18 protein-coding genes and 1 tRNA gene are annotated in these 22,486 nt (G+C 71.9%); 7 read left to right on the top strand and 12 right to left on the bottom strand.

All coding sequences use genetic code 11. The features are described from left to right. Positions 1-11: 11 nt before the first annotated feature. The 3 genes from KIK08_RS05265 to drmB all read left to right on the top strand — a co-directional run bounded on the left by KIK08_RS05265 (position 12) and on the right by drmB (position 6,895). Positions 12-1,853, top strand: a complete 1,842-nt coding sequence (locus KIK08_RS05265) for an ATP-dependent helicase (RefSeq protein WP_214401845.1) — start codon at positions 12-14, stop codon at positions 1,851-1,853. A gap of 85 nt (positions 1,854-1,938) precedes the next feature. Next, positions 1,939-5,052: a helicase-related protein gene (locus KIK08_RS05260; protein ID WP_308257408.1), complete on the top strand. Its 3,114-nt coding sequence runs from the start codon at positions 1,939-1,941 to the stop codon at positions 5,050-5,052. Between the two features lies 1 nt (position 5,053). After that, on the top strand, positions 5,054-6,895 hold the full coding sequence (drmB, locus tag KIK08_RS05255) for a DUF1998 domain-containing protein (RefSeq protein ID WP_214401843.1): 1,842 nt from the start codon (positions 5,054-5,056) through the stop codon (positions 6,893-6,895). Between the two features lie 22 nt (positions 6,896-6,917). On the opposite strand, the gene KIK08_RS05250 is transcribed toward drmB, so the two are convergent. The 7 genes from KIK08_RS05250 to KIK08_RS05220 all read right to left on the bottom strand — a co-directional run bounded on the left by KIK08_RS05250 (position 6,918) and on the right by KIK08_RS05220 (position 15,696). After that, positions 6,918-7,991 (bottom strand): DNA cytosine methyltransferase, encoded by a 1,074-nt coding sequence (locus KIK08_RS05250; protein ID WP_308257407.1) that lies wholly within the window; start codon positions 7,989-7,991, stop codon positions 6,918-6,920. An 84-nt stretch (positions 7,992-8,075) separates the two neighbouring features. After that, positions 8,076-8,870 carry a DUF6339 family protein gene (locus KIK08_RS05245; protein WP_214401842.1) on the bottom strand — a complete coding sequence of 265 codons (795 nt, stop codon included), beginning with the start codon at positions 8,868-8,870 and terminating at the stop codon, positions 8,076-8,078. Then, the gene (locus tag KIK08_RS05240) at positions 8,867-9,748 is read right to left on the bottom strand and encodes a hypothetical protein (protein ID WP_214401841.1); all 882 of its coding nucleotides are present in this window, start codon (positions 9,746-9,748) and stop codon (positions 8,867-8,869) included. The genes KIK08_RS05245 and KIK08_RS05240 overlap by 4 nt, the downstream gene beginning before the upstream one ends. Then, on the bottom strand, positions 9,745-11,556 hold the full coding sequence (locus KIK08_RS05235; RefSeq protein WP_214401840.1) for a hypothetical protein: 1,812 nt from the start codon (positions 11,554-11,556) through the stop codon (positions 9,745-9,747). Before KIK08_RS05235 ends, KIK08_RS05240 begins: the two co-directional genes overlap by 4 nt. Then, complete coding sequence (locus tag KIK08_RS05230; RefSeq protein ID WP_214401839.1) at positions 11,553-12,548, bottom strand: PD-(D/E)XK motif protein; 996 nt, start codon at positions 12,546-12,548, stop codon at positions 11,553-11,555. Before KIK08_RS05230 ends, KIK08_RS05235 begins: the two co-directional genes overlap by 4 nt. After that, on the bottom strand, positions 12,545-15,127 hold the full coding sequence (locus tag KIK08_RS05225; protein WP_214401838.1) for a Z1 domain-containing protein: 2,583 nt from the start codon (positions 15,125-15,127) through the stop codon (positions 12,545-12,547). Before KIK08_RS05225 ends, KIK08_RS05230 begins: the two co-directional genes overlap by 4 nt. 86 nt (positions 15,128-15,213) lie before the next feature. After that, entirely contained in the window at positions 15,214-15,696 is a 483-nt protein-coding gene (locus KIK08_RS05220) for a very short patch repair endonuclease (protein WP_308257406.1), read from the bottom strand. 130 nt (positions 15,697-15,826) lie between these two features. On the opposite strand from KIK08_RS05220, the gene KIK08_RS05215 reads away from it, so the two are divergent. Together KIK08_RS05215 and KIK08_RS05210 are read left to right on the top strand one after the other, a co-directional pair. After that, positions 15,827-15,901: transfer RNA gene (locus tag KIK08_RS05215), tRNA-Thr, on the top strand. 199 nt (positions 15,902-16,100) lie between these two features. Further along, positions 16,101-16,523, top strand: coding sequence for a hypothetical protein (locus tag KIK08_RS05210; RefSeq protein ID WP_214401837.1), 423 nt, complete (start codon positions 16,101-16,103; stop codon positions 16,521-16,523). Positions 16,524-16,531: 8 nt separating this feature from the next. On the opposite strand, the gene KIK08_RS05205 is transcribed toward KIK08_RS05210, so the two are convergent. The 5 genes from KIK08_RS05205 to KIK08_RS05185 all read right to left on the bottom strand — a co-directional run bounded on the left by KIK08_RS05205 (position 16,532) and on the right by KIK08_RS05185 (position 21,029). Then, a complete protein-coding gene (locus KIK08_RS05205) occupies positions 16,532-17,770 on the bottom strand; it encodes an FAD-dependent oxidoreductase (RefSeq protein ID WP_214401836.1) in 1,239 nt (412 codons plus the stop codon). Between the two features lie 113 nt (positions 17,771-17,883). After that, positions 17,884-18,690: a YybH family protein gene (locus KIK08_RS05200; RefSeq protein ID WP_214401835.1), complete on the bottom strand. Its 807-nt coding sequence runs from the start codon at positions 18,688-18,690 to the stop codon at positions 17,884-17,886. Positions 18,691-18,694: 4 nt separating this feature from the next. Continuing rightward, a complete protein-coding gene (locus KIK08_RS05195) occupies positions 18,695-19,699 on the bottom strand; it encodes a sigma-70 family RNA polymerase sigma factor (RefSeq protein WP_308257405.1) in 1,005 nt (334 codons plus the stop codon). 1 nt (position 19,700) lies between these two features. Further along, a complete protein-coding gene (locus tag KIK08_RS05190; protein WP_214401834.1) occupies positions 19,701-20,162 on the bottom strand; it encodes a hypothetical protein in 462 nt (153 codons plus the stop codon). A 111-nt stretch (positions 20,163-20,273) separates the two neighbouring features. Continuing rightward, complete coding sequence (locus KIK08_RS05185; protein ID WP_214401833.1) at positions 20,274-21,029, bottom strand: class I SAM-dependent methyltransferase; 756 nt, start codon at positions 21,027-21,029, stop codon at positions 20,274-20,276. 233 nt (positions 21,030-21,262) lie between these two features. Between KIK08_RS05185 and KIK08_RS05180 the strand changes: the two genes are divergently transcribed. After that, a complete protein-coding gene (locus KIK08_RS05180) occupies positions 21,263-21,847 on the top strand; it encodes a GNAT family N-acetyltransferase (protein ID WP_214401832.1) in 585 nt (194 codons plus the stop codon). A 7-nt stretch (positions 21,848-21,854) separates the two neighbouring features. Further along, positions 21,855-22,439 carry an O-methyltransferase gene (locus KIK08_RS05175; RefSeq protein ID WP_214401831.1) on the top strand — a complete coding sequence of 195 codons (585 nt, stop codon included), beginning with the start codon at positions 21,855-21,857 and terminating at the stop codon, positions 22,437-22,439. Positions 22,440-22,486 lie beyond the last annotated feature (47 nt).

The following is a 22,486-nucleotide window of genomic DNA, read 5'->3' as shown; positions in this document are numbered from 1 at the left end:
ACTCGGCGGAGTTGACCGACGAGCAGCAGGCCGTCGTCGATCTCCCCGCCGAGACCTTTCTGGTCGTCACCGCGGGTGCGGGGGCGGGCAAGACCCATACCATGGTCCGACGAGTGGCCCGGCTGCTGGCGGAAGAGGACCTGCGGGTCCATGAGGTGCTGGTGCTCAGCTTCGCCCGGAGCGCCGTACGCGAACTGCGTGAGCGGCTCGGGGCGACCGGTCAGGCCGGCCGGCTGGTGCCGGTGCGCACGTTCGACTCCTGGGCGCTGGACCTGCTCATGGAGTTCGACGGCGACCGGGAGTGGCACCGGGAACCGTTCGACGACCGCATCGCCGCGGCGGTCGCCCGGATCCGGACCGGCGCTGCGGACGAACGCCTCGCTGACATCCGCCATCTCGTCGTCGACGAGGCACAGGACCTCGTCGGGGTGCGGCTGGAGCTGGTGCGGGCGGTGATCGAGCACAGCGACTGCGACTTCACCGTGGTCGGCGACGCCGCCCAGTCGATCTACGGATTCCAGATCGAGGACCCGGAGGAGCGGGCCCGGGGCGCAGACGCCTGCTTCCGGTGGCTGCGCTCGCGGTTCGGCGACGAGCTCACCGAGCTCGAACTCACCCGGAACTTCCGGGCGCGGACGGACGAGGCCCGGACGGCGCTCCCGTTCGGCCCGGAGCTGCGGGAATCGGCCGAAGCAGCGCATTCCGGGAGCGGCGGCCGCTACGAGTCCCTGCGGACCAGCCTGATGGGAGCGTTGTACCTCGGTGAGCTGAGCGACGACCTCGTCCGGCGCGAGCTCCGGGAGACGCCGGGGACCACCGCGATCCTCTGCCGGACCAACGGGGAGGCCCTGTTGGCGTCGGGTCTGCTCGCCGGCGGCGAGGTGCCCCACCGTGTCCAGCGGACCGTGCAGGAGCGAGTCGCACCTGCCTGGCTCGCAGGGTTGTTCCGACAGCACACAGGCACCGTGCTCACCCGGGCCGCCTACGAGGCGCTGACCGACACACTCGCCCTGCCCCGGCACCACGATCCGGACGTCGTGTGGGGGCTCCTGGTCCGCTCGGCAGGGGACCGTGGTCGCCGTTCGGTCGACATGGACCGTTTGCGACGGCTCGTCGCCGAGAAGCGTCTGCCGGACGAGATCACCGCTCAGCCGCCGAGTGCCTTGGTGGTGTCGACCTTCCATCGTGCCAAGGGACTGGAGTTCGACCAGGTGGTCGTCATCGACCCCGGACCGCTCAGGGAGGGCGAGGACACGCCCGAGGACGAGGAAGCCCGGCTCCTCTACGTCGCGATGACCAGACCGCGCGACGACCTCCGCTGGACCGACCCGCTGCGCACCTGGAATGTCAGGCGGGACGGCCGCGCCGGGCGGTACGCGCGATTCGGCCGGCAGAAGTGGCAGCGCTTCGGTCTGGAGATCGGCGGTGAGGACGTCCATCCGACCGACCCGGCCGGAACCGTCGGATTCCGGGCCGGGGTCGAGGAACTGCAGGAACGGATGATGTCCGAGGTCGCGCCCGGGGATCCTGTCGTGCTCGAGCGCCTGACGCAGACGGCTGTCGAGGACGGGATGAGTCCACCGTATCTGATCATCCGCCGCGACCTTCCGATTGGAGTGGTATCGGAGGCCTTCCGCCGGTCGATGTTCCGCGTACTCGGCGGGCGCAAGGTCTATCAGCCCAAGAGCTACCCCCGATACCTCTTCGACGTCCGGATCGATGCGATCGAGACGGTGACCGGGAGCGTCGCTTCCGGGTCGATCGCCGGGATCGGTGATCGGGGGATGTGGCTGGCACCGCGGCTGACCGGACTCAGCTTGTTCCGGTACGACGGGAAGAGCGACGATGCGTGATCTCGGCCCGCACTACCTGTTCCGGGACGAACTGGTGGAGCGGCTGCGTCGGGACCTCCTCGGGCCTGTCGGCGGCCAGGACGAGGTGCTCGACGAGGAACCGGCGACCGCCTACATCACCGGGGTGCTCTATCCGCGCGACCGTGGACGCGGGTCGACCGGAGAGCGGGTGAACGAGCAGGACGTCGACCTCACCCCGGCGAACGCCACTGTCGACGAGGTTCCCGACACCGGGGTGGCCATGGCCAACCGCTCGATGCCGTCGGCCATGGGGATCACCTTTGCGGTGGACACCCGGCAGACCACAACCGTGACGCTGCGCGTCACCGGCGCAACCTATGAACCGATCGACGCCGGCGGAGCGGCGGTCCGGGCTGAACGAGCAGAACGCAGAGGCACCGACGACGAGAACACCGTGAAGTGGCGCAGACGCCCCTTCACGGTCGATCCGCTCGCGATCTCCGTCGGTGCGGCAGCCACGCCACCCTCGATCGATCTGGGTGTCGGGTTGCAGGTCAGGATCCGGGTTCGCGCTGCCGACCCGGACGGTGTCGCCGCCGTGACGGTGACGCTGGTCAACGACCAGGTCGTCGCCGACTCGAAGCAACTGCTGGACCCGCTCTGCATCTTCCAGCCGGAGCTGCGCATCGAGGTGCCGGGCGAGGCGGCCGCGCTGGTCGAACGGCCGCAGGGCCTGAGTGCCGACGAGAAGGAGTTGCAGCTCAGCGCTCTTCTGCACCGGCACGCTCCGATGTTCGCGACCGGGCACGGTTGCTCGGCGGACTGGGACTGGACACCGCCCGCGCCCCGCGGGGCCCGGTCGGCCACGCGTGCTGCAACGGCGTCGGTGTGGTCGTCGTTCGTCCCGGATCGGGAGGTCCTCCTGACGGACTCCAACCCCGAGGTCACCGAGCCGGGCATGCTGGACCTGGCGACGGCATCGACCGAGGAGCTCGTGGACACCCTCGGGACCCTGGTCGACGGATACCAGCAGTGGATCGCGGACCGTTCGCAGGACGCGGCCGCGCTGGGGGCAGATGATCTCGGGCCCGTCGCCGCGGCCCAGATCGAGTCCTGCGCCCGGGCCGCCCGACGGATGCGTATCGGCATCGACCTCCTGGCTCGCGACGAGAGTGCCCGCATCGCGTTCCGACTCGCCTGCGAGGCCATGGCCCATCAGCGGGCGAGGACCATGTGGATGCGGGCCGATCGGTCGGGCCTGCCCGATCCTTCGAAGGGGCGCTGGCGGCCGTTCCAGATCGGGTTCGTGCTGCTCTGCCTGGACGGCATCGTCGACACCGACAGCCCTGATCGCGGCGTCGCGGACCTGCTGTGGTTCCCCACCGGTGGCGGCAAGACGGAGGCCTACCTCGGGCTCATCGCATTCACCACCTTCCTGCGGCGGATCCGGCACGGCGACCGTGGTGGAGGCGTCACGGTGCTGATGCGGTACACCCTGCGCCTGCTCACCCTCCAGCAGTTCGAGCGCGCCGCAACCCTCATCTGCGCAATGGACGTCCTGCGGCGGGGGAATGTCGAACTACTGGGGGCGGAACCGATCTCGATCGGGATGTGGGTCGGCGCCGCCGCGACGCCCAACCGGCTCGACGATGCATTCAAGAGCCTGGAGGAACTGCGCAGGGATCGGCCCGTGCAGGAGAAGAACCCGGTGCAGCTGCGCTCCTGTCCCTGGTGCGCCACCCCGATGGACCACCAGGATTACCACGTCGACCGCCGGGCCGGGCGGATGTCGATCCTCTGCCGCAACGCCGAGTGCGAGTTCCGGACCGGGCTGCCCGTCCACGTCGTCGACGAGGACCTCTACGCCGTCCGCCCCACCCTGGTCATCGCGACCGCGGACAAGTTCGCCCAGATCGCCTGGCGTGGCACAGTGGCGTCGCTGTTCAACCGCGATGGGGCCCCGGAGGGCACCCCGCCGCCGGAGCTCGTCATCCAGGACGAGCTGCACCTGATCTCCGGACCGCTGGGCACCCTCGCGGGCCTGTACGAGACCGCGATCGACGTCGCCGCGGGGCGACCGAAAGTGATCGCGTCGACGGCCACGATCCGGCGGGCGCAGGAACAGGGAGCGCGGCTGTTCGACCGCGAGGTGCAACAGTTCCCGCCGGCCGGTCTGGACGCCCGCGACTCCTGGTTCGCCGTGGAGGCGCCGCGCACCGCCAAGGCCACCCGGCGCTATGTCGGTGTGCTCGCGCCGGCCACGAGCCAGGCGACCCTGTTGATCCGCGTGTACGCGGCCCTGCTGCACCACGCTGCCCGCATCGACGGCGACGAGGTGGTCCGCGACGCCTACTGGACGCTGGTGGGCTACTTCAACAGCCTCCGGCTGCTGTCGGCGGCCGAGCTGCAGGTTCACGCCGACGTCCAGGAGCGGCTGACCCAGCTGGCCGGGCGGGAGGGCGGATCGGGACGTTCGGTGGACATCCTGGCCGAGCTCACCAGTCGGATCGAGTCGAGCAGGATCCCGCAGCAGCTCAACGAGCTGTTCGTCGGGCTCCCGAACCGGTCGACGATCGACGTGGTGCTGGCGACCAACATGATCTCGGTCGGGGTCGACGTCGAACGGCTCGGTCTGATGGCCGTCATGGGCCAACCGCAGACCACCGCGGAGTACATCCAGGCCACGAGTCGGGTCGGGCGCCGCGATCCCGGGCTGGTGGTCACCATGCTCAACTCGTCACGGTCCCGGGACCGGTCGCACTACGAGGACTTCGCGTCCTACCACTCCGCGTTGTACCGGCAGGTCGAGTCGACCAGCGTCACGCCGTTCGCGGCCCGCGCCCGGGATCGGGCTCTGCATGCCGTCCTCGTCGGGCTGCTCCGCGTCCTGCATCCGATCGCCCGACCCAACGACGCCGCGGCGCGGGTGGAGGACTTCCTGGACGAGGTGTACGTCGTGAGTCAGGTGATCCTGGACCGGGTGGCGGCAGTCGAAACCGAGGAGCGCCCCGGTACGGAGCGTGACCTGACCTGGTTCATCGAGGACTGGCGGGAGCTGGCCCGGGACAATCCATTGGTCTACGAAGCGCCACGGCGGGTCATCGGTGGCGGCCCACGGGGTCCGGCCACGGCGTTGCTGCGCGCATTCGCCCAGGACGAGGACCTCGAGGAGGCGCAGGACACGATGTGGAGCCTCCGCGACGTCGACGTCGAGTCCCACCTCTACCCGGAGATCTGAGATGCCCGCTCGTACACGTCGCCGGGGCGCCATCGGCGAGGCGCGGACCAGGAAACCCGAGGGGTCGGTCCGTCGTACCCAACTCATCACCACCTACGGTGTCGGGGCGATGATCGCCCTGGGCGAGCGGTCGTACATCGTGGGCGGCCTCGACAGCTGGCATGTGCGGGGCGAGCCGGACCTGCGGGAGTTCCGTCTGCAGACCCGCCTCGGTGTGCGGGGCTTCTACCTGCCGCCCGCCTCCGACCCGCCTGCGGGAGACGGCGTGCGGGTCCGCCTGTTCCCGGACTTCTACTCGTGCCCCGGGCGCGGCGTCGACGGCACCGGGCAGTGCGAGCACAACCTCCGACCGCACAAGGATTTCAACTCGCCCCGCAACGGCAACCAGTGCGCGTCCTGCGGTGGGCCGTTGACCCCGTCGCGATTCGTCGTCGCCTGCCGCAACGGCCACCTCGACGAGTTCCCCTACTGGAAGTGGGTCCACAGCGGCCGCCCCGGTGATGATGGCGCGGACCGTCACGAGCTGTCGGTCCGCACAACCGGCAGGACCGCCTCCCTGCGATCGATCGTCATCGGCTGCAGCTGCGGCAAGGAGGCGTCGATGGAAGGCGCGTTCGGCCCCGGAGCGATGGCGTCGATCAGGTACACCTGCCGTGGCGGCCGCCCCTGGCTCGGACAGGCGGGCCGGGTGGATGGTTGCGCCGCCGAGTGCCGCACCCTCCAGCGCGGGTCGTCCGCGGCCTGGTTCCCGGTCGTCCGGTCGGCATTGTCGATCCCACCGTTCTCCCGGGAGCTCTACGACAACGTCGGCCGGTACATCAAGATGTGGCGGGGCAAGGACGACGCGCTGATCGCCGAGCAGGCCGAGCGACAGGGCCTCGCCGGCGTGCAGTACTCCGCCGCGGACGTGGTCCGGGCGGTCCGCGATTTCGAGAGCTACGAGGCGGGCGAGCGCCCGGATCCTTCGGTGCTGACCGGGTTCGAGGCTGCCGACGTCATCCGCGTGGAGGAGTACCGTCAGCTCGAGGGCGGCGATGAGACCGACGAGTTCGAGTGCGTGCCGCCGTCCGGGGCGACCTCGACCCCGCTCCCGCCGGGGATCGGGCAGACCATGCTGGTGAAACGGCTCCGCGAGGTCCGGGTCCTGCAGACCTTCACCCGGGTCGACGCCCCGGTCGAGGGCGACGACCGGGCCCGCCTCGCCGAGCTGAGCACGGATCGCATCGACTGGCTCCCCGGGGTCGAGGTCATCGGTGAGGGCGTGTTCCTGACGCTCGACGCGGCGGCTCTGGAAGGGTGGGAGACGCCCGCCGATCGACCGGAATCACCGGAACGGCGTGCCAGGCAGATCCGTAGGCAGCACGAGACGATCATGGCCCGACGCGCGGGCACGGCCCGTCAGCTCCCGCCCTCACCGGTCCGGGCCCGTCTCGTGCTCGTCCACACCCTCGCCCATGCGCTGATCAACGAGTGGAGCCTCGACGCCGGCTATCCGGCCTCGGCCCTGCGCGAACGCCTCTACATCTCCGACGACATGGCCGGCGTGCTCATCTACACGGCGAGCAGCGACTCGGCCGGCAGCCTGGGTGGACTCGTCGGCCAGGGCGAGCCGCACCGGCTCGCGACCTCGCTGCGATCGGCGATCGCGAGGGCGTCCTGGTGCTCTGCCGATCCGCTCTGCATGGAGTCCGAGGCCGCCGGCACCGACAGCCTCAACCTGGCGGCCTGCCACTCCTGTGTGCTCCTGCCGGAGACGAGTTGCGAGCTGAACAACACGTTCCTCGACCGGGCGATGCTCGTCGGCACCCCCGACGGGACGTGCGCCGGCTACTTCCCGACCTGACCCGACAGTCGCGCCCGTCCGCTCACTCTTCCAGCGAGTCCCGGAGATGCCGCGCCAGCGAGCGCGCCAGCGGGACCGGAACCGCGTTGCCGATCTGCTTCGCGATCTCAAGTTTGGTGCCGCGCCAGCGGTAGTCGTCCGGGAATCCCTGCAGGCGGGCGGCCTCGTGGTGGCTGATGGCCCGGTTCTCCTCCGGGTGCAGGTAGCGGCCCTTCTCGGGCTTGAAGAACTCGGTGCGGATGGTGACCGAGGGTCGGTCCCAGTGCATGCGCCCCAGCACATCATGAGATCCGGTGTCGTGGCCGATCCAGCAGCGCGCCTTGAGCTCGTCGGGGAGGTTCATGCGGTTGCCGCCGACCGGGATGTGGGAGAACCGTTGCAGTGACAGGTCGGTGTAGCGGCGGGTCACGTGCAGGTCCGTCGAGGTGAACGTGCCGGCGATGGGGAGGCCGAAGGCGGTGGTGGTGATGTCGGCGAGATCGCGGTGGTCGGGGTCGATCCAGCGGGGCAGGTCGGCGATGGTGCTCTTGACCGTCGTCCACTCCGTGCTCGGCCGTTGATCCCGCGGGACGAGAACCTGTGGGAGGTCGCGGTGGGTACCGATCACGATGGTGCGCTTCCGCAGCTGTGCGGCGTCGTGGTCGGTGGCCCGCACGATGTGGGCGTCGATGCGGTAGTCCCGCAACCGCCCGTCCCGGAACGTCTCGTGGATCAGGGACTTCAGTTGGTCGCTCTTGTAGAAGCGGTCGACGTTCTCCAGCAGGAAGGCCCGGGGTCGGCTGATGAGCAGGGTGTCGAGGTAGCGGCGCCAAAGGCTGTTGCGGGGGTCGTGGACCTTGCGGTGTCCGAGGTTGGAGAAGCCCTGGCAGGGCGGGCCGCCGACGACGATGTCGGCCTCGGGGACGTCCCCGCTGGTGACCCACTTGCCGATGTCGCCCCAGTGGATGTGGTCCTCGCCGTAGTTGGCGGCGTAGGTGGCGGCCGCGGCGAAGTCGTTCTCCACGGCGGCGACCGGGCGGTAGGACCCGGTGCCCACGAAGCCGGCGGTGAGACCACCGCAGCCGGCGAAGAGATCGATCATGCGGAGCTGCGGCACCGGCCGGACCGTATCGGGCTGCTGCACCTCGTCGCTCACCGGGTCCTCGCTTCCCGCCGTTCCCGCCGTTCCCGCCATCGGACGCTACTCGAACGTCTGTGCGATCGGATGGTGCCACGCCGGCGTGACAGTCGCGTGGTCATCCGGTGCCTGGGCGAGCACGCGGAGGTGGTCGTCGAGCTGTTCGTCGGTGAGGACGGAGAAGTCGACGAACGCGAGTCTGCGGCGCAGGCGGGGGGTGATGGTGCGCAGCAGGTCGCGACGTCGGGTCTCGGCCGGGGCCGTGGCGAGGAGCCGGGCGACGGCCTGGGCGAGGCGGGGGTTGCCGGCGATGGAGCGACGCTCGGTGATCTGGTTGAGGTCGCTCTCGCTGAGCGACCGCAGGAGCGAGTGGTCGGGGCGGCCGTCGCCGGTGGGGGTGTCGAAGGTGAGGGCCTGCCACCACAGGCGGGCGAACATGTGGCGGGTGCGGTCGGTGCAGATCCAGCGTTCGACGTTCGTGCTGCCGGTCCAGCGCCAGAGGACGAGGTCAGGTGCGGCGACCAGGGCGAGGAAGTTCCAGATGCCGTTGTGGGCGGCCTCGACGGTGGTGAGGTCCATGCGGGCGTAGAGGATCTCAGCGGCAGCCCGGTCGAACGCGATCCGCTCGGCGTCCTCGGCCGGTACCGGGTAGCCGAACTCGGTGGCGGCGCGGCGGAGGTCGTCGGTGAGCGCGGCGATCTCGGTCGGGGCGACCCGGCTCCCGCCGGTCGCGGCGTAGGTGACGCGGTCGTGGGTCGGCCGGGCTTCGCCGGCGAGTTCGGTGATCGTGCGTCGCCGCAGGCCGAAGTAGATCGTGCGTGCTGCGGCGGGGCCGAGGCGTGGCCACAGCTGGGTCATGCCAACGACCTGCCCCAGCCGATCCGGCGGGCGCCGGCGATGATGGCCGCGGTGAGATCCATCTGGTCCACGTGGGGGTCGGTCCAGCCGTCGGGATCGGGCAGCACCCGGGTGGCGAGGGTCCGGGCGGCTGCACCGATCGAGTCGGGCTCGACATCGTCCAACTGGTCCCACCGGACCAGTGCCCACCGGACGAGCTGCTCGACCACCCCCTCCTCCATCGCCTGGACCAGTGCGGTCTGGACCTCCGTGTGCCGTCGCTGCCGGGTGACCGCAGCGACGAGTGCGGCGTCGGCCGAGTTGATCAGGAGCAGCATCGATCCCATCGCTGGCAGGTCGGTGGTGGCGGGGAGCTCGAGGTACCAGCTGACGGCGGGATCCAGGCCGTACGCGCGGAAGTCCACCGCCTCGCTGGGGAACGCCGAGCCCTGTCCGGTGAGCCGCAGCGGTGTCTCGTCGGACCACAGGATGCTCCCGGCCCATCGGGCTGTGCCCGGGGTTGCCGACATGCGGTCGCGGCGCAGCACGATCCGGCGGGTCAGCATCAGGCCGGCGCCTGCCCGGTCGGCCGGGATGTCCAGGACGACGGTCTGTGGTTCGTCCGACACCGGCACCACGACGGGATCCCCGAGGAGACCGGTGTCGGTGGCGCGCCAGCCCAGCGACCAGCCGATCGGACTTCCGTCGTCGAGCCGTGCCGACGTGCGGATTGCGGCGACGTCGCACGCGACGTGGCAGCGCAGGTGAAGCCGGGTGCGGTAGTCCCAGTTCTCGACGAAGGCCCCGAGGTCCTCCCAGTCGTCCTCGACCAGGCGGCTCCACGTCGACACCCGGACGAGGTCGTTCCGCGGGACGAAGAACGGCCGGACGTCCTTCACCGCTGCGCCCCGATCTCGCGGACGGACAGTCCGAGGCGGACCACAGCGTCGGGCAGCGCGCGGACCCGGACCTCCCAGGTGCGGTCGGTGTCCCGGTCGACCAGGAGTTCCGCGCCTGCGACGGACCGGTCGGAGTCGGTGGACCGCCATCCGATGACGACCGGTCGGCCGGCACCGTCCTCGGCTGGCTCGATGCCGTTGTCCAGCACGACGACCGGTTCGACGGTCACGGTGCGGGTGGTGGGCCACGTCGGCAGGGCGACCACGGCGCGGATCACCGGGGATCCGCCGTCGTCGACGAGCTCCGGGGCGACCACGAACCGCGGGCCGGACCCGGAGCGGCGGCCCTGCGTGGGCGCGGACCCCGAGCGGGTGGTCGCCTCGGCCAGGTCGCCGTCGCCGGTCATCAGGCCGGCGAGACGTCCGGCGAGCGCGGCAAGGGGGGTCTCACCGGCCGGGCGGGGGCCGTCGCCGCCGCGCCGCTCCTTCATCCGATCGCGGACGAATCCGTTGGCCAGCAGGACCACGCCACGAGCCGTGCCGCGCAGACCGCTCAGCACCCAGTCGTCGTGGGTGGGCGGCTCGGCCTCGGCGAAGAACGTGTCGGCCTCCATGCTGGCCCGGAACACCGCCCCGAACTGGATCATCTCGTCGCCCGGCGCGTCACCTGCCTGGTAGTCGACCACGAGGTCGGCCTGGCGCATCCGCGCGCAGTGGTGGGCCCGGCCGGTGAACGGGGCTGCAGCCGCGAGCAGCGGGTCGGCCACCACCGGAGCCATGCCCTCGACGAGGGCGAAGCGACCGATCTCGGTCGGCGGCGTCCGGCGGACGGGTACCTGGTAGTTCCCCTCCACCTGCAGCGCGCGGTAGGCCTTCACGAAGGGTTGGAGCTCGACGAGCCGCTCCGGATCGGGGATGTCGGACCGGAACCCGTCGCGCAGCATCGAGCAGACGAGCCGGTTGGTCCGGCCCTGCAGCATCCGCGGCCACAGGTTCCACAGCATGGTGGAGACGATGTAGTCGGCCGCGTCCTCGGGTTCGCGGGCGGTGTCGTCCTGGCCCCATCGGCGTCCGAGGTCGACGTCGACGACGGTGACCGTCGTACCGGTGGCGCCGGGAGCGAACCGGGGCATGCCCAGCCGTTCGGCCATCGCCGTCGCCTCGTCGTCCAGCAGCGGGCGGGTGTGTCCGTCGTCGGCCACCCCGAGCCAATGCCGTCCGGTGAACCGGCGCCCGTCGTGGTTGTAGCCGTCGCCCAGCGCGGCTCCGATCAGCCGGCGTTGCAGTCTGCCGCGGAACTCGCAGACGCTGTCGGCGACGACGACGTGGCAGCGGCTGACGTTGTAGAGGATCCCCTTGCCGAACCCGTAGGAGCCGCCCCCGAGGTCGACGGACTTGGGCTCGCCGACGTTCCGGATGAAGTTGACGAAGTCCGGTCGCTCGCCGTCGAGCGGGTTCTCGTCGGCGCGCAGCGGCCCGCCGAGGCCCGTCGTCCCGCGGTCGGAGATGGACATGATCAGCGGTGCAGCCGCCATCGCCTCGGTGAGGCCCAGGCTGGAACCTTCCGGCTCTGGCAGCAGGAAGTCACGCCAGGCGGCGTACTTGTTGCCCGACAGTCGGTGCAGGCGCACCGCGAACTCGACGTCCCCGCCGCCGGGAAGGGCCGCGTCGCAGGTGTTCTGCGCGGTCTCCCGGATCAGGACGGTGAGCGGGTCGAGCTGGGGCCTGCCCAACTGGCGACGGATGCCCTTCGAGGCCGTGGAGCCCTCGGCCGCGACCGGCTGCGACCACCACCGCGCCGTTGTCATGTCGTCGCTCCGACCCACTCGAGGAGCGCGCTCTCCCCGCGCTGGACGTGCACGTCCAGGGAATCCAGGCCCAGGTGATAGGTCACCGCACCGATGCCCTTCGGGACGCCGTCGGGGCCGAACGAGGACGGGACGATCCGCGGGACGGCCTCGGTGATCTCGACCGTGCCGAGTCCGGTCACGGCGAACCGCTCGTCGTAGCGGTCGGCGTCGGGTGTCGAGTAGCCGGCGGCGGCCAGCAGCCTGCCGGCCTCACCCCGGTCGGCGACCCGGCCGAGCACCCGCCCGACGAGTTCGGGCAGCGTCGCCCCGTCACGGTCCTCCTGCACGTCGACGAGCACGAGGGCCAGCGGAAGTCCCGGTGGTTCGAGCTGTTGCACACCGTGGATCTCCACGGAGGTCGAGGTCGCGCCGACGGCCTTGACCTCGACCGCCCGGTCCGGGAGGACGATGTCGTGCGGCTCCCGCAGCGGCCCGCGCCACCACGCGATGTCGAGCGGTCGGCCGCGAGTGACGAGGTCGAGCACGGTCAGCTCGGCGAACAGCGACATCTGTCCGACCAGGGTCAGCAGCTGCCCCCGGCGGGTGCCGAGCAGTGCGCGCCACCGCGCGACGATGTCGACCGCAGCGCGGGCCGCGGGCCCGTCCGCGGCAGCGATCGCGCCGAGCACGTCGATCAGGACGTCGTCGAACAGGTCGAACAGATCCGGGCGCAGGCACACGATGTCGAGGTAGCGCAGCGGGACCCGGGCGAAGGTGAAGGTGCGGACCCGGACCGAGAGCGTCGCCTCCCCGTCGTCGCCGCGGGTCGTGTCGCCCTCACCGAGGGGGACCAGCAGGTGACGGGCGCCGGCCCCGTCGACCCCCAGCCGCACCGGATGGGCGTCGGAGGTGAGAGGCAGGGGCGCGGTCGTCACCTCGGTCGACGTCCGGGGCCGCAGGAGTGGCCACGAGTGGCGGAGCTCGCGGGCCCAGTCGTGCGGAGCGGTCATCCTTCGTCCTCGCCGCGCAAACTCGCGTACTCGGCTTCCTCGGGCTCCTCCACGGCGAGGGCGGAAAGGTCGACGCTGACGTAGCTACTGGTGACCCGCGTCTTCTCCTCGGCGTTGCCGGGGAACACCAGGGCCATGCCGATGACCTCGTCCCCGGCGTCCAGCGGGGCGCGGGTCCGGACGTTGCGCGGGTCGGGCTGGGAGTGCGGGTCGATCGGGTACAGCAGCAGCAGCCCGCGGTCGCGAGCGACGGGGTCGGTGTTGCGGGCCCCCATCAGTTCAGACTCGTTCATCGCCCGCGCCTGCTGCGCGGTGATCGGCAGGTCGACGACCCGGTGGTCCTTCGACATCAGGGTCTTGATGTCGGCGCGGTCCGGGCCGGTCCCGCGGAGCTTCGCGCGGGTGATCCGCCCGAAGTCGTGTCCGCCCAGCCGGACCGTGCCGTGCTTGTCGTCGTCCGCGCCCATCACCGCGACGCTCCACCGGTCCAGGCTGCCGACCGTGCGCTGCTTGTGGATGTAGGCCGACACCAGGCGGGAGTCCAGGTCGGGGGAGTCCGCGTGGGTGCGGTAGCTGCCGAGAAAGCGCTCGACGATGTCGGCGTCGACGTCCCGGAACAGCCTTCCGCCGCCGGGCATCGACTCCCCGACGGCGCCGTCGGCGCGTGCGTCGCGGATGAGCGTGTCCGCGGCCGTCAGGTTGTCGCGCAGCCAGGTCGTGTCGCTCTCGGGGAAGAAGCGGGTCTGGATCCGCCGGCCGCCGTACGAGGCGTACGCGGGCTGGGCGTGGCCCATCTTCGCCGTGATCCGAAGGACGGGATGGGTGCGAATCCGCACCCCGAACTCCCGCGGGGACAGACCCTGTTGTTCATACCGGTCGATGTCCAGCCGGATCTCGTGCTCCACGGTCGCGAGGTGACGGAACCACGACTCCAGCTGCCCGGTCATCCAGATCCGGGGCAGGTCTTCGTACCCCGGGCGGAACCCGAACCACCGCGCCATCTGCAGCAGGGTGTCGTAGGCCTTCGCGGCCCGGACGAAGTAGCTCACGACCAGGCCCTCGAGGGTCAGACCGCGGCTGAGGGTGTTGCCGCCGACCGCGATCGCGACCTGCGGCTCACCGCTGTAGTCGAGCCGGTCCTCACTGCGGCAGTTGTCCAGCACCACGCGGGTGCCCGCGACGACTTCGGTAAGATGCTCCAGCAGCTCGCCGAAAGAGGTGTCGGGTAACTCGGGCAGCTCGTCGCGCGGGATCCGGCCGGTCTCGTCCTCCCACTGGGACCGCAGTTGCCGGAGGAGGACCGGGTCGCGCGAGCGCAACTTCGCGACCGTCGAGTCGCGAAGGTCGATCAACGGCTCCTTGAAGCTCTCGTGCACCGCGATCTTCATCGACGTGTGAACCAGCATGGTCGAGTGCTCGTCGTCGCCGCGGGCCCGGCGAGCGGCGGTGGCGAGCCAGAACCAGCGGGTCGCTGCCTCCAGCGATTCGGTGATCTCCGGTTCGAATCTCGCCTCGGCCTTCTTCCCGGCCGGCCGCAGCTTGTCGAGCTCGCTGTCGTCGATGAACCGGACCATGTCGAAGCCGTCGAGATCCGTGCCGTTGGCCTCGTCGCCCTCGACCGCGTCCCGACCGAAGACCCGCTCGGTGCCGAAGTACCCGTCGGGGCGCGGCAGGTTGAGGATGAAGTCCTCCGGATAGAGGTCGTCCGCTGCCGGATCGATCAGGACGTTGGCGAACGGCGTGGCCGTGTAGCCGATGTAGGTGCAGCGCGGCAGCTTGGCCAGGATCTTCCTGATCAACGGATTGATCGTCGTGGTCGCGACACTGGCCTGGTCGGCCTCGTCGTCGATCACCAGGACCGGGAGGTCTGCCAGGATCCGCCGCTTCGACGCGTCCTCCAACCACGCGTCCAACCGGGCCAGGACGCGGGCGTTCTTCTTGGCCACGCACAGCGCGACCTTCGACTCCTGGCCGTGCAGCAGCGCCGTCGACTGGATCTTCGGCGGGCGGAAGTCGTCGGCCCGGTCGGTCAACATCAGCCACGAGGTCGGCCGCAGCTCGTGCAGTTGTTCGTCGAGGCGCTCCTGGGTCTGCCGACGAAGACCGTTGTGAATGCCCGACAGCACGATCACCAGCTTGTAGCCGGCGTCAGCGGCCTTCGCGATCACCGAGGTGAAGTTCGTGGTCTTGCCGCTCTGCACGTACCCGACGACGAGCCCCTTCGACGTCCACGTCGGCCGGGCCGGATGGGGTGTATACGCCACAACCTTGCTCGACGCGCGGTCGACCGGACGTACCCGCTCGTCGGGCCAGCCCAACGCCGTCGTGAAGTGCGTCCGCAGCGCGGGCCAGTACACGTCGACGGCCTCGTTCGGTCCCGGGTACCACGGATCACTCGGGCCGTGCAGCACCGGCGGATCATCGCTCTCGATCACCGCGATCCGCCGCTCGTACTCGGCCACGTAGGCGTCGAGATCATCGCCCAGTGCCCGACCGAAACGTCGCTTCGCCTCGTCGAGGCCTTGCTTGCGTGCCCAGTCCGCGAAAACCGGGAACAGGTCGTCCAGCACGCTGAGCATCCCCCTGATCATCGACCGGATCGGCACCCTACGCGGAGCCCAGAAAGGAGTCACTCACGACGCGCACGATCGGTGATCTGGATGAATCAGGCGTTGCCCGCAGGCCTGGCCACGCCCTCGACACGGTCCGCCGCCTCCTGGACCGACTCGTGCTCCCAAACCCGCACGACCGTCCATCCGGCCGCCGCGAGCCGTGCGTCGGTGTCCCGGTCCCGCGCGACGTTGCCGGCCAGCTTCGCCGCCCACCACTCCCCGTTCGCCTTCGGCGATGTCGCGTGCAGTGGACAGGCATGCCAGAAGCAGCCGTCCACGAACACCGCGATCCGGCGACGGGTGAACACCACATCCGCACGGCGCCGGCGCAATCCGTCGACGTCGACCGTCCGGTCGACCCGGAACCGCAGTCCTCGCCGGTGCAGCTCGCTGCGTAGCGCGAGCTCCGGCGAGGTGCCGGTACGGCGTTGGCGCGACATGCGATCGCTGACGCCGTCGCTGCTTGGGTGTGGGCGATGCACGACATGAGTTTCCCGCGAGAGCACGAACACCTCACCTGGGGTGGCGTCGGTCATGAGCGAGGATGCGCCCTTCCCGCTTCCACCCTCCTGCGTCCGCGGCACGCTGTCGACTGGTGATAGCGTTGTGCATGTGTCGCTGCGGGCTGTTGGGTAGAGTCTCCGCAGGTGGAAGGCAAGTTCCACCGCCGGTGTAGCTCAGTGGTAGAGCAACCGCCTTGTAAGCGGTAGGTCGTCGGTTCGATCCCGACCTCCGGCTCCACGCACGATCGCCCGCCGCGCACACCTCGCCCCCGACCGGACGAAAGCGGCATCCGTCCAACCACGTTGGACCACATCCGCTCTCGTCCAGCCGGGCGCTACGGCGGCCGGCCGGGTCGCGCGGATTGACACCCGCGGTGGCTCCCCGCTAGAGATGCGACGATCACCGCCCACCATCGGGGGACCTCGTGGGAGTTCTCGTGCGTCGCACCACCGCGTCAGCCGTCGTCGCCCTGGTCGCCCTGGTCGCCGCGGTGACCCTGCCCGGCACGGCGTCCGCCGCCGGGGGGACGTCCCCGGAGCTGGGCATCGAGACCACCGGCGGCGTCATCGACGGCGGCACCGGGTACCCGATCGTCGAGGGCACCGTCACCTGTTCTGAGGCCGCCCGGGTGAGGGTGTCGGGCGACGCCGTGCAGTTCTCCAGCGGGGCGTTCGGCATGTTCGACGCCTACGTCGACTGCCTGCCGGGTGGGCCCGTGGTGTGGGACGCCGTGCTGCCGCACCTCACCGGTGCGCCCTTCGAGCCCGGCGAGTTGAGCGTGTCGACCAGGGCGTCGGCCGGGGCGGGCGGGGTTGAGCGGTTCGACACGGTCACGCTCGGGTTCACGCTCGTCGGCTGAGGATCGCGTCAGCCCATCGCCAGGATCCGTTCCACGTTCTGCCTGGTGAACCCCTCGGCCGGCAGCTGGTCCGGCCCCACGATGGTGGCCAGCCTGGGACCGCCCAGCACGGGGTCCGTGCGGAACACCGCGCTGTAGGCGGCGCGCCGGGCGGTGGCCTGCGGGGTGAACGTGGCCGACAGGGCGGTGACGACCTCGGCCGAGATCCGCAGCCGCCGCATCCGCTCGCGGCGCTCCTCGACGTAGGGGGTGAACGCGGCGGGGGAGCGGTCGGTGCTCGCGCGCAGGACGTCGGCCACCATCCGCACGTCGCGCAGCGAGATCGACAGGCCCTGGCCGATGATCGGGTCGTTCCAGCCGGCGGCGTCGCCGATCAGCACCACGCCGGGCGCGCGCGGGTCGTCGACCCAGCTGTCGTTCATCGGGTAGAAGACGCACGGCCCGGCGGGCTCGGCGGCGGCGAACATCGCGCTGCCCGGGATGCAGCTCAGCTGGTAGGCGTCCAGGAACGCCTTCTCCCGGTCGGGCCCGGCGAACCGGCCGCGCTGGGCGAGGTCGTGCATCAGGTACAGCCGCGCCCGCCCGCCGGCCCGGGGGAACATCAGGTAGTACACGTCGCCCTCGGTGCCCAGCGACATCTGCCCGGCCGGCCAGTCGTGCAGGCCGTCGACCAGCATGCCGCCGCCCATCGTGCGCGGGGCGCACTGCTGCAGCTCGATGCCCAGCTGCCGGCGCACCGTCGACATCCGCCCGTCCGCGCCGACCACCAGCCGGCAGCCGACCTGGTACGCGACGTCGTCGTGCTCGTACCGCACGACGGGCTCCTCGCCGGGCACGACCTCAACGTCGCCCACCCCGCGGACGACCGTCGCCCCAGCGCCGGCAGCCGCGGTGGCCAGTGCCTCGCAGGCCTCGGGGTGCCCGACGTCCAGGGCGCCCGGCACGCCGGGCAGCAGCCCGGCCAGCGGCGCGGCGGCCGCCTCGGCGTGCGCGGGCGGCAGGAGCTCGTCGTAGGGCACCATCCGCGTGGCGTAGCACCCGCCGGCGTCCAGCAGCACCTGCTCCAGGCCCAACCGCTGCAGCTCGACGACGCCCCAGCAGAGCAGCGTCTCGCCGCGCACCTTGTCGCGGTAGGACGTCTGGCGCTCCAGCACGAGCACGTCGTAGCCGTCGCGGGCGAGCACCGTGGCCAGCGCGGATCCCGCGATGCCCCCGCCGACGACCACGACGTCGTGGATCCGGTCCATGGCTTCCCCCAACATCACCCATCGGGCCGCCGCCGGTCGGCCGCGCCGCAGCGATGATGAGCCCGGCGACCGGGCGGCAGATACGGGGATTGGCCCTGTTCGGGGGGCGACGATTACGGGGTCAGGTCGGTCAGCGCCGCGCCCGTCCCCGGATCGTAGGGGTAGGAGACGTGCTGGTGGACCATCTCCCAGCGGTCGCCGCGGCGCCGGAAGACCCGGGTCCCCCGCGACCACGACTCGTGCCCGTCGGCGCGCACCCGGTTGAGCCCCCAGCCGACGGCCAGGTCGCCGACCACGGCGACCTCCAGGTCGGGGACGTCCCAGGTGACGGTGCCGGTGGACGCCTCCAGCCCGCCGCGGCAGACCTCGCGCACGGCGTCGGCGCCCCGGTGCACCAGCGGCGCCTCGTGCTCGTAGGAGACGACGTCGTCGGCGATGCCGTCCATGATCCCGTCGAGGTCCTTGGCGGCCGTGGCGGCGTACCAGCGCCGGTGCAGCGCCCGGACGGCGTCGGCGTCGGCGCCGCTCGCGTCGGGGAACGAGTGGTGCTCGTGCGCGACGAGCCAGCGGCCGTCCCGCTTGCGCAGCCCGAACGTGACCCGCAGCCGGTGGTCCGGGTTCGCGGCCAGCTCGTCGGGCATCCCGCAGCGCAGCAGCGCGTGCGCGAACGCGACGTCCACGCCCGCGGTCACCTCGACCGACACGACCTCGAACAGCGCCCCCGACGCCAGCCACTCGAAGAAGGGCGGCCAGGTCTCGCGGTAGGCGTCGATGCCGCGCACGCCGTCCTGCGGGGGCGGCACGTCGAACATGACGATGTCGGGGCTGCGGTCGGCCAGCACGGCGTCCACGTCGCCGCGGTGCACGGCCTCGGCCCAGCGCTCGATCTGCTCGCGGATGGTCTTCTCGTCGTCGCTCATACCGCTACAACCCCGCCGGTGCCGCCGGATCATCGGTCGGGTCGAGGGAAGTCGGGAGCCCGAACGCGACGAACACCTCGGGCCCCAGGAACGACACGACCTCGGCGATCCGGTCGCCGCGCAGGGCCAGCACGTCCAGGCCCCCGGCGACCCAGCGCTCGTGGGGCCGCTCGCGCAGGTAGGTGGCGAACGCGAGCTGGCCGTTGGCGCGGGCCGGCCGGAACAGCCACTGCGAACCCAGCGGGCCGCCGATCAGGAACTCCCGGATCGCCGCGCGGCCCTCGAACCAGGCCGGCTGCGGCGGCATCGCGTAGCGGGCGTCGTCGGTCAGCATCGCGACGATCCCGTCGACGTCGCCCGCCTCCCACGCCGCGGTGTAGCGGTCGGCGAGGTCGCGCACGCCCGCGTCGCCCAGCGCGCGCTGGACGTCCTGCTGGCTGTGCGCGCGGCCGCGCAGCGTGCGGCGGGCCCGCTGCAGCGCGCTGGTCACCGCCGGGACGCTCGTGTCGAGCATGCCGGCGGCCTCCTCGGCGGTGAACGCCAGCACCTCGCAGAGCACCAGCGCCGCCCGCTGCCGGGCCGGCAGGTGCTGCAGCGCGGCCACGAACGCGAGCTCGACGCCCTCGCGCAGCACGTAGCGCTGCTCGGCGCTCTGCCCCGGCGCGTCGAGCCGCTGGTCGGGGTAGGGCTCCAGCCACGACCGCTCGGCGGCCTCGGCCGCGCCCGGGGCCAGGTCGGTGGGCAGCTCGCGGCGCCCGCGCCGCTCCAGCAGCGTCAGGCACCGGTTCGTGGCGATCCGGTACAGCCACGGCCGGATCGGGCCGCGGCCGTCGAACCCGCCCAGGCCGCGCCACGCCCGCAGCAGCGTCTCCTGGACCAGGTCCTGGGCGTCGTGCAGGGAGCCGACCATGCGGTAGCAGTGCGCCTCCAGCTCGGCCCGGTGCGGGCCGACGAGCCGGTCGAAGGCGCCCGGCTCGCCCGCCATGGCCGCGGTGAGCAGATCGGTCACGTCAGCGCCGGTAGGTGAGCTCGAAGTCCAGCTCCCAGGTGCGCCCGCCGTCGTGGGACTGCTCCCAGCGCCCGGCGATCGTCGTGGCGTCGGGGTCGAACTCGCCGACGAAGCGCTGCGCGAAGTCCAGGGGCGAGAAGTCGGGCTCGGTGCGCAGCAGCGTCCAGACGCCGTCGGCCAGGGTCATCCGGTAGAGCCGGGTGACGCCGCGGGAGTCGTAGTAGTGCTGGCGGTAGCCGTCGCCGTCGGGGGCGATGACGGTCATGCTGTCGGGCACCGGGTCGGGGGCGTGCGACCGCCCCACCAGGTACGCGCCGCCCAGCGCCCACTCGAAGGTGACGCCGCCGGCCATGGCGTCGGGGTCGACGACGCCCCACTCCGGCGGGGGGACGGGCCGGACGGTCCACGAGCCCACGAGGACGTCCAGCGCGGCGAGGGCGGGGCTGCGGTCGGTGGTGGTCATGGCGGTTTCCTCCCGGTCGGTCGCTGCGGGTACGACTCGGACCGGGCCCGCGACTCACCGGTCGGGGGAGGGTCCCACGGCCGGGACCGCGGATCCCTCCCCCCGACGCGGTCAGCGGCGGGCGACCAGCAGCAGGCGCGGGCTGCCCAACGCGTACGGCGCGCCGTCGGGGTCGCCGAACAGCTCGACCCCGCCGAACCCGGCCCCGCGGACCAGCCGCACGACCTCGGCCGCGGTGTAGACGTGCTGCACGCTCGTGCCGCGGTGCACCTCGGTGCCGCGGCGGAACGTGAACTCCGTCAGCCACCGGCCGTCGACGGCGTCGTAGGTGTTGACCTGCGTGGCCTCCACCCCGCCGAGGGTCATCGGCTCCTCGTCCAGGCTCAGCCCGGGCAGCAGCGACTCGGCCGCGAACGCGTAGTCCAGGACGAGCGCGCCGCCGGGCACGACGAGCCCGGCCAGGTCGGCCAGGGACGCCCGGGTGCCCTCGTGGTCGAGGTAGCCGAACGCGTTGCCCATGCAGATCGCCAGGTCGGCCCGGACGTCCGCGGGCAGCGCCCGCATGTCGCCGACGCGCAGGTCGAGCGCCAGGCCCTCGGCGGCGGCCGCGGCCCGGGCGAACCCGACGGCCTCGGTCGACACGTCCAGGCCGGTGACCCGGTGCCCGCGCCGGGCCAGCACGAGGGCGTGCCGGCCGCTGCCGCAGGCCACGTCCAGGACGCGCCCGCCCGGCGGCAGGCCCGTCGCCCGCTGCAGGAAGTCGACCTCGGCGGCGGTCGCCTCGGCCGGGACGGCCGCCCGCCAGAAGGCGTTGGGCAGCTCGGTGAAGAAGTCCGCGTACCAGGCGGACAGGGAATCGGTGGTCACTTCGGGTGTGCTCCAAAAGGATGTGCTCGTGAGACGTGCTGACGAGCACCGGGGCACGACGATGCCGCGCGCGAGACGCGCGGAGGCGGCCGACTGTCGGCCGGGTCGTCATCCGCCCCGGTGCGACCGGGGGGTGACCATGGCATCGCCTTCTCAGGAGGAACCGGAGCGAACGACAGGACGATAGCCGCGCTCACCGGAACCCGGCCAGCGATTTCCGGGAGGATCGGCCGGTGCCGCTCCTCGTCGCCCCCGCCCTGCCCCGCACCGCCCTGGCCCGCCACGTCCAGCCGACGCTGCGGGGCGACGGGGTGCGGCTGCGCCCGTGGCGGCCCCGCGACACCGCGGGTGTGCTCGTCGCCTTCGCCGACCCGGACATCCAGCACTGGCACCGGCGCAGGCTCGACCCCGACGAGGCCGCGGAGTGGGTCGGCGGCTGGGGCCGGCTGTGGCGGGCCGGCACCGACGCCTGCTGGGCCGTCGCCGACCCCGACGACCGGCTCATCGGCTACGTCGCCCTGCGCGGCTTCCGGCCCTTCGCGGGCAGCGCGAAGGTGTCCTACTGGGTCTTACCGGGCGCCCGCGGCGCCGGCGTGGCGACGCGGGCCGTGCGGCTGGCCGGCCACTGGGCGTTCACGGTGCTGGGGCTGCACCGGATCGAACTCGTCCACTCGGTGCGCAACACGGCGTCGTGCCGGGTGGCGGAACGGGCCGGGTACGCGCTGGAGGGGACGATGCGCGGGCACATGCGCCACGTCGACGGCTGGCACGACGTGCACCTGCACGCCCGGCTGCACGACGACCCCCGGCTGGGATGATCCGGTCGTGGACGCCACGGTGCAGCAGATCATCGACGACCTGACCCGGGCCGCGGAGGAGCACGACGCGCGCCAGGCCGACCGGCTCGACCGGTGGCGCGTCCTGGAACCCGACGCCGGGCGCTTCCTGTGGTTCCTCGCGCAGTCCCTGCGCGCCACGACGATCGTCGAGATCGGCACGTCGCTCGGGGTGTCGACGCTCTGGCTGGCCGACGCCGCCCGGGCCACCGGAGGCCGGGTCGTCACCGTCGACACCGACGCCACCGCGCAGGAGCACGCCCGGCGCACCGTCGACGGCGCCGGCCTCGGCGAGCACGTGTCCTTCCGGGTGGACGACGGCGGCGCCGCGCTGGCCGGCTACGGCGACGGCGAGGTCGACCTGCTGTTCCTGGACGCGGAGCGCACCGAGTACCCGGGGTGGTGGCCGCACCCGTCGCGGGTGCTGCGCCCGGGCGGGGTGCTGGTGGCCGACAACGCCACCTCGCACCCGGAGGAGATCGCGCCGCTGCGCGCGCTCATCGAGGCCGACCCCGCGCTCGTCACGACGACGATCGGCGTCGGCAAGGGGGAGCTGCTGGCGCTGCGCCGGTAGCGGTGGTGGGTGTCCTCGCAGAGCGTGCTGCGAGGACAGCGGAGGGA

It is taken from the genome of Pseudonocardia lacus, assembly GCF_018531445.1.
GTDB classification, from domain to species: Bacteria; Actinomycetota; Actinomycetes; order Mycobacteriales; family Pseudonocardiaceae; genus Pseudonocardia; species Pseudonocardia lacus.
This window is presented reverse-complemented; position numbering and strand designations above follow the sequence as displayed.